5 protein-coding genes are annotated in these 7,766 nt (G+C 62.2%); 1 reads left to right on the forward strand and 4 read right to left on the reverse strand.

The genetic code is table 11. The annotated features are described in order from the left end of the window. Window positions 1-17: 17 nt before the first annotated feature. A complete protein-coding gene (locus D8V06_RS09290) occupies window positions 18-2,546 on the forward strand; it encodes a sulfite reductase flavoprotein subunit alpha (protein WP_130930845.1) in 2,529 nt (842 codons plus the stop codon). A gap of 147 nt (window positions 2,547-2,693) precedes the next feature. On the opposite strand, the gene D8V06_RS09295 is transcribed toward D8V06_RS09290, so the two are convergent. From D8V06_RS09295 to D8V06_RS09310, 4 genes are all read right to left on the reverse strand, one after another. Further along, window positions 2,694-4,235: an alkaline phosphatase D family protein gene (locus tag D8V06_RS09295; protein WP_130906249.1), complete on the reverse strand. Its 1,542-nt coding sequence runs from the start codon at window positions 4,233-4,235 to the stop codon at window positions 2,694-2,696. A gap of 167 nt (window positions 4,236-4,402) precedes the next feature. Beyond that, window positions 4,403-6,154 carry a PTS fructose-like transporter subunit IIB gene (locus D8V06_RS09300; RefSeq protein WP_130906248.1) on the reverse strand — a complete coding sequence of 584 codons (1,752 nt, stop codon included), beginning with the start codon at window positions 6,152-6,154 and terminating at the stop codon, window positions 4,403-4,405. An 11-nt stretch (window positions 6,155-6,165) separates the two neighbouring features. Next, window positions 6,166-7,107, reverse strand: coding sequence for a 1-phosphofructokinase (gene pfkB / locus D8V06_RS09305; RefSeq protein ID WP_056854980.1), 942 nt, complete (start codon window positions 7,105-7,107; stop codon window positions 6,166-6,168). Next, the coding region (locus D8V06_RS09310; protein WP_130930846.1) for a putative PEP-binding protein at window positions 7,107-7,766 on the reverse strand (660 nt) is incomplete at its 5' end. The genes D8V06_RS09310 and pfkB, both read right to left, overlap by 1 nt.

Raw genomic sequence — 7,766 nt, forward strand, 5'->3', positions numbered from 1 at the left:
CGAACAAGGCGAGCGACGTGTTGAAGAAAACCCTGTTCCAGTTGCACTGGTTTTTTGGCATCAGCGCCGGACTGGTCCTGGCCCTGATGGGCATCACCGGGGCGACGGTATCGTTTCAGGACGAGATCCTGTATGCGTTGAATCCTTCTGTGTTGCAGGTGCAGAAACAGGTCGCCGGTGTGCTGCCGCCCGCTGAATTGGTGGAGAAGATCGAAGCGGCGACGAACCTGAAAATCGCGATGCTCTCGGTCGACATCGACAACGACGTCGCCGCAAAAGCCTTCTTCACCCCGGCACCGGGTGAGCGCCGCGGCCCCATGCGTTTCTTTGATCCGTACACCGGCGAATTGCTGGGCGACGCCACTGGCCAGCAGTTCTTCGGCCTGATGCTACAACTGCACCGTTTTCTCGCCATGGGCGATACCGGTCGGCAAATCACCGGCGCCTGTACCTTGATCCTGGTGTTCTTCTGCCTGTCCGGCCTCTATCTGCGCTGGCCGCGCCAGTGGAAAAGCTGGCGCGCGTGGCTGACTCTCGACTGGAAGAAAAAAGGTCGCAGCTTCAACTGGGACCTGCACTCGATCGCCGGCACCTGGTGCCTGGTGTTTTATCTCCTGGCAGCGCTGACCGGGCTGTCCTGGTCCTACGAGTGGTACAACAAGGGTCTGAACAAATTGCTCTCCGACTCACCGCAGAACGAACGCGTTCGTGGTGGTCGTGGCCCGGCACCGAAAGGCCCGGCGCCGACAGCCGATTACTCGGCCATGTGGAGCAGCATCTACAGCGCGGCCGGTCCCGGCCTGAGTTTCTATAACACCCGCATGCCACCGGTGGCCGGACAACCGGCGACCGTTTTCTATTTGCTCAAGGATTCGCCCCACGACCGCGCGCTGAACCAGATCACCCTCGATCCGCTCACCGGCGTCATCAAGCGGCACGATCGCTACAGCGACAAGAGCTTCAAGGCACAGTTGCTGACCAGCATCTATGCGCTGCATGTCGGCAGTTTCTTTGGCATTGGCGGACGGATCATTCTGACGATCACCGCGCTGACCATGCCGCTGTTCTTCATCACGGGTTGGCTGCTGTACCTCGATCGTCGACGCAAGAAACGCCAGGTCAAGGACGCACGCAAAGGGCTGGCCCAATCAGCCAGCGATGTGCCAGCGTGGCTGATCGGCTTCGCCAGTCAGAGCGGCTTCGCCGAGCAACTGGCGTGGCAGACTGCCGGCCAATTGCAGGCCGCCGGCCTGCCGGTCAAGGTCCAGCCGCTGGCGGATGTCAGCGAGCAGGATCTGCGTGAATCGAGCAACGCTTTGTTCGTGGTCAGCACTTTCGGCGACGGCGAAGCACCCGATAGCGCCCGGGGGTTTGAACGCAAGTTACTGGGCCGCAGCTTGAGCCTGGAAAGCCTGAACTATGCGGTACTCGGCCTCGGTGACCGCCAGTATCAACACTTCTGTGGATTCGCCCGACGCCTGCACAGCTGGCTCGGCGAACATGGCGGCAAGACCCTGTTCGCCCCCGTGGAAGTCGACAGTGGCGACCCTTACGCCTTGCGTCACTGGCAGCAACAACTGGGCCAGTTGACCGGTCAGGCGCCGGTGGACACCTGGCAAGCGCCGAGCTACGACAACTGGACCCTGACCCGCCGCGAACAAATCAACCCGGACAGCAGCGGTTCGCCCGTCTATTTGCTGGGCCTCACCGCACCCACCACCAGCAGTTGGCTGGCTGGCGATCTGGTGGAAGTGTTGCCGCGCAACTGCCCTTGGGCGATCGAACATTTCCTTGATGGCCTGGGCATTGATGGACGGGCAACGATTGAACTCGACGGTTTGTCGCAACCGCTGGAGCAAGCCCTTGCCAGCCGCCAACTGCCAGAAAACCGCAGCCATCTGGTCGGCCTGCACGCGCAAGCGCTGGTAGCCGCTCTGGTGCCGTTGGCCAAGCGCGAATACTCCATTGCCTCGATTGCCGCCGACGGCATTCTGGAGTTGATCGTTCGCCAGGAACTGCATGCCGATGGCAGCCTCGGTGTCGGCTCCGGTTGGCTCACTGAACACGCGCCTGTAGGCAGCAGCATCAGTCTGCGGGTGCGCCGCAACAGCGGCTTCCATCTCCCGAACGAACCCGTGCCCATGATTCTGATCGGCAACGGCACCGGTCTGGCCGGCTTGCGCAGCTTGCTCAAGGCGCGGATTGCCGATGGCCAGCAACGCCAGTGGCTGTTGTTCGGCGAGCGCCATCGGCAACACGATTACCTGTGCCGCGATGAGCTGGAAGAGTGGTTGATTTCCGGAGATCTCCAGCGCCTGGACCTGGCGTTCTCGCGGGATCAGGCCGAAAAGATCTACGTGCAGGATCGCCTGCGCGAATCGGCCGGCGAATTGAAGAAATGGCTGGCGGACGGCGCGGTGATCTACATCTGCGGCAGCTTGCAGGGCATGGCCTCCGGGGTCGATCAAGTGCTCAATGATGTGCTCGGTGCTGTCGAAGTCGAGCGCCTGATCGAACAAGGCCGCTACCGCCGCGACGTGTACTGACAACTGCGCACCTGCCCCTGTCGTTGATCGTTCCCACGCTCTGCGTGGGAATGCGGCCCTGGGACGCTCTGCGTCCCAAAAGCCGAACGCAGAGCGTCCGTAGAGGCGTTTCCACGCAGAGCGTGGGAACGATACTCCATCAGCGGGTCACACCGGCTGCAACGTCTGTTCAAAGACGGAAACCCCATCCAGATCCCGTAACACCACGCTCAACGCCCCGCTTTGCCCTTCGATATTCACCTCACCGAAAAACTGAAACCCGGCAAACGGTGAAATGTTCTGCGCGGGCGGTGCTTTCTGGAACACCACTTGCGGGCCGAAGGTTTTATCCAGCGGATTAGGCCCGTAGCTCCCGGCATTCAGGGGACCTGCGACGAACTCCCAAAACGCTTCGAAATCCTGGAACGCGGCGCGGTCCGGGTGGTAGTGATGCGCGGCGCAATAATGCACATCCGCTGTCAGGAACAGGAAGTTGCGCACCTGCTGCGCCCGCAGGAACCCCAGCAGCTCGGCAATTTCCAGCTCGCGGCCCTGGGCCGGTCCCGGATCACCATTGGCCACCGCCTCCCAGCGCTCGACACCGGGGCTGACCTCGCCATCGGGCACGCCGAGGCCGATGGGCATGTCGGCAGCGATGACTTTCCATTGTGCCTTCGAAGCTTTCAACGATGCTTTCAACCAGTCCAGTTGTTCACGACCGAGGAAGGGTTTGGCGCCACCCAGGTTGTCGTCATTGGCCTCGCGGTAACTGCGCATGTCGAGCACAAACACATCGAGCAATGGTCCGTAACTGAGCTGGCGATAGATCCGTCCGCCACCATCGGCGCTCTGCAAACGCATCGGTGCATATTCGAGCCAGGCCTGACGCGCGCGACCCACCAGCCTGTGGATATCTTGGCTCTTGTAGCGCTCATCCAGTTGCTTGCCCGGCGACCAGTTATTCACTACTTCATGGTCGTCCCACTGCCAGATTTGCGGCACTTCGGCGTTGAAACGACGGATGTTTTCATCCATCAGGTTGTAGCGGTAATTGCCGCGGTAGTCGTCGAGGGTTTCGGCGACTTTGCTCTTGGCTTCGGTGGTGAGGTTGCGCCACACGCGACCGCTTTCGGTGGTGAGCTGGGCGGGTACGGGGCCGTCGGCGTAGATGGTGTCGCCGCTTTGGATAAAAAAGTCCGGCAGGCGCAAACGCATGGCTTCGTAGATGCGCATGCCGCCGATGTCCGGGTTGATGCCGAAGCCCTGACCGACGGTGTCGCCGCTCCAGACGAACCGAATGTCGCGGCGAGTTTGCGGCACGCTGCGCAAGTGGCCGAACCACGGTTCGCTGGCGACGCCGCTCTGGGCATCTTCAAACTGTACGCGATAGAAAATCGCCTGGTCGGCGGGCAACCCGGTCAACTCGACACGGGCGGTGAAATCGGAGCGGGCATCGGCCAATGCCGAGACGAAACGCCGAGGGTTGGGGAACAGACTGCGGGTGTCCCATTCCACCACCATTCGAGCCGGGCGGTCGCTGCGGCTCCAGATAATCGCCCGGTCTCCCAACAGGTCGCCGGACTGCACGCCGTCGGTGAGTTGTGGTCGATCCTTGACCGAAGCGATGACCGCCGGCGCCAGCCCCGGCAACAACAGTCCGGCGCCGACCGCTTGCATCACACGACGACGGCCAAGGTTGAAATCGCTCATGGTGTTCTCCCTGGAAAAGGAAAAACTTAAGCACGTGTCCGTGACGCTGATGTGAAACCGCGATCCTTGTAGGAGCCGAGCTTGCTCGCGATGGCGGTGTTTCATTCACCTCGATGTTGAATGTCAGTCCGTCATCGCGAGCAAGCTCGGCGCCTACAGGTTCCGCCTCAGGCCTTGGCCGGCTCCAGCGCCAACTCAACCGTCTCCGGGCGCTTGACCAGCGCATACACCACCGCCGTCAGCAAACTCCCGGCGACAATCGCCAGCAGATACAGCAACGCATGATTGATCGCATTCGGAATCAGCATCACGAACAACCCACCGTGGGGCGCCATCAGTTTGCAGCCGAAATACATCGACAACGCACCGGTCAGCGCACCACCGGCAATGCTCGCCGGAATCACTCGCAACGGATCTTTCGCAGCAAACGGAATCGCCCCTTCGGAGATGAAGCACAACCCCAGCACCAACGCCGCTTTACCGGCCTCGCGTTCGGTCTGGGCGAATTTGCGTCGGGCGATGAACGTGGCAATCCCCAGGCCAATCGGCGGCACCATGCCGGCGGCCATGGTCGCGGCCATCGGTGCATAACTCTGCGACGCCAGCAGTCCCACCGAAAATGCATAAGCGGCTTTGTTGATCGGTCCGCCGAGGTCGACGCACATCATCGCGCCCAGCAGCACGCCGAGGAGAATCGCGTTGGTGGTGCCCATGCTGTCGAGAAAATGCGTAAGCCCGGCAAGCATCCCCGCCACCGGTTTACCGACCACATAGATCATCACCAGACCGGTAAACAAACTGGCGAGCAGCGGAATGATCAGAATCGGTTTCAACGCCTCGAGGCTTTGCGGTAAACGCGCGTAGCGGTTGATCGCCTGCGCCGCGTAACCGGCGATAAAACCGGCGATGATCCCGCCAATGAATCCAGCGCCCAGGGTGCTTGCCAACAGTCCACCGATCATCCCCGGCGCCAGGCCCGGCCGGTCAGCAATCGAGTAGGCGATGTAGCCCGCCAGCAACGGCACCATCAGCTTGAACGCCGTGTCGCCGCCAATTTGCATCAGCGCCGCCGCCAGCGTGCCCTCTTCCTTGAACGCAGTGATGCCGAACACGAAGGACAAGGCGATCATCAAGCCGCCCGCTACCACCATCGGCAGCATGAACGAGACGCCGGTCAACAGGTGCTTGTAAACGCCGGTCTTGTCTTTTTTGGCCGCGGCGCTGGCACCCGTCGCTGCGCTTTCCTGGGTGCCTTCGGCGAGGGCCTTGTTCAATGTCGCTTCGGCTTGCTTGAGCGCAATGCCGGTGCCGCAGCGGTAGATTTTCTTGCCGGCGAAACGCTCGGTGGCCACTTCGATGTCTGCTGCCAGCAACACCACGTCGGCATCGGCGATGGCCTGCGCACTCAGCGGGTTGCGCGCACCGACCGAGCCCTGGGTTTCCACTTGCAGGTCGTAGCCCAAGCGCTTGGCCGCTTGCTGCAATGCTTCGGCGGCCATGAAGGTATGCGCGACACCGGTCGGACACGCGGTGACCGCGACCAGGCGCGGCGCATTTTTTGCGGCCCCCGCCGGTTCCACGACGGCTTCAGCGACGGCTTCAGGCGCTGTGTAAACCTGAGCTTCTTCAGCCCCGCGGCGCAACACTGATTCCACATCCTGAAGGGCCTGGGCCGGGGTGCTCTGGTAGATGCGCTTGCCCACGAATCGCGACATGTCCACCGGCGCACTGGTGACCAGCAACACCCATTCGGCCGCATCGAGTGTGGCCGCCGACAGTTGCCGCTCGGGGTGCGCCGCATCGCTGATCTCGACGCTGGTGCTCCAACCCTGGCGCTGGGCTGCTGCGTCCAGCAAACGGGCGCACAGCACACTGGTGACCATGCCGTTCGGGCAGGCAGTAACAATGGCTAACTTCATGACCAACCCTCTTATTGTTCTGTCAGGGGACGCACGCGCACACCCTGTTCGAGCTGCGCCAGGCGCGCCGCATCGCTGATACCGAAACCGATCTGGGTAACCGCCATCGCGGCAATTGCCGTGGCCGTTCGCAAGGTTTGCTCAGGCGTATCGGCACTGACCAATCCGTGCAGCATGCCGGCCAGCAAGGAATCACCAGCGCCCACGGTGCTGGCGACACTGACCTTGGGTGGCGTGGCATGCAGCGCCGAACCGACACTGAACCAGTTCACGCCGTCGGCACCGTGGGAAATCACCACATGCTCGATACCCAGGGCGTGCAAACGGTTCGCCGCTTCTGCCTGGGCCAGAACCGAAACCGCTTCGCTACCCAGCACCTCTGCCAACTCTTCGCTGTTGGGCTTGATCAGCCACGGGCCGGCCGTGAGCGCGGCGCGCAATGCTTCGCCGCTGGTGTCGAGGGCGACTTTCAAACCGAGGTTTTTCAAGCGCACGATCAGCGCCTGCAACCACTGCGGGCTGACACCCTGCGGCAGACTGCCCGCGACGACGACGGCGTCATGCCCCGGCGCAATCTGGTCAAGCCGATCAAGCAAATCCTGTTGCGCCGCCGCGCTGACCATCGGTCCCGGACCATTGAGGTCGGTGATGCGCCCGTCGCTTTCCGCCAGTTTGATATTGCTGCGGGTCTCGCCGGGAACACGGATGAATGCATCGACAAAACCGCGCTTGGCAAACAGGGTTTCGAACGCTTGCAGATTGTCTTCACCGAGAAAACCACTGACCGTCAGCTGATGGCCCAAGTCCGCCAGCACCTGTGCCACGTTCACCCCTTTACCGGCGGCGTGGCTGTGCAGGGCGTCGCTGCGATTGACCTGACCGGGCTCCAGGCGCGACAACTCGACGGTGAGGTCGAGCGCCGGGTTGAGGGTCAGGGTAAGAATCCGGGCCATTACAGGGCCTCCACTAGTGCGCGCACTTCATTGGCGCTGCCCACGGCGAGCGCCTCTCGGGCAAGAATTTGAGTCTGGCTGAGGCTGAGTTCGCGAATCCGCGCCTTGACCTCGGCAATGCTGCGACCACCGACGCTGAGCTCATCCACACCCAGACCGACCAGCACCGGCACCGCCAGCGGATCGGCCGCCAACTCACCGCAGACACCGACCCACTTGCCATGGGCATGGGCCGCTCGAACGGTGATATCGATCAGTTGCAGCACCGCCGGATGCAAGCCATCGGCCTGGGCGGAAAGCGTCGGATGACCCCGGTCGATGGCCAGGGTGTATTGCGTCAGGTCGTTGGTGCCGACACTGAAGAAATCGACCTCTTTGGCCAGCACCGGCGCCAACAACGCCGCCGACGGCACTTCGATCATGATCCCCAGTTGCAGGTCCGCCACCGGGATTTCCAGGCGCAGGCGTTCGGTCATGTCTCGCGCCTGACGCCACTCATCGACACTGCCGACCATCGGGAACATGATCCGCAACGGACGGTTGTCGGCGGCGCGCAACAAGGCGCGCAACTGCGCTTCCATCACCTGCGGACGCTGCAGGGTCAGGCGAATGCCGCGCACGCCGAGGAACGGGTTTTCTTCCTTGGCAATCGGCCAATA

Source organism: Pseudomonas sp. Sample_24, assembly GCF_004307605.1.
Lineage (GTDB): Bacteria > Pseudomonadota > Gammaproteobacteria > Pseudomonadales > Pseudomonadaceae > Aquipseudomonas.

What these genes read in the sequence shown, in the direction of transcription:
- D8V06_RS09295 (WP_130906249.1), bottom strand. Translation starts at nt 4,235, where the DNA reads ATGAGCGATTTCAACCTTGGCCGTCGTCGTGTGATGCAAGCGGTCGGC.
- D8V06_RS09300 (WP_130906248.1), bottom strand. Translation starts at nt 6,154, where the DNA reads ATGAAGTTAGCCATTGTTACTGCCTGCCCGAACGGCATGGTCACCAGT.
- pfkB (WP_056854980.1), bottom strand. Translation starts at nt 7,107, where the DNA reads ATGGCCCGGATTCTTACCCTGACCCTCAACCCGGCGCTCGACCTCACC.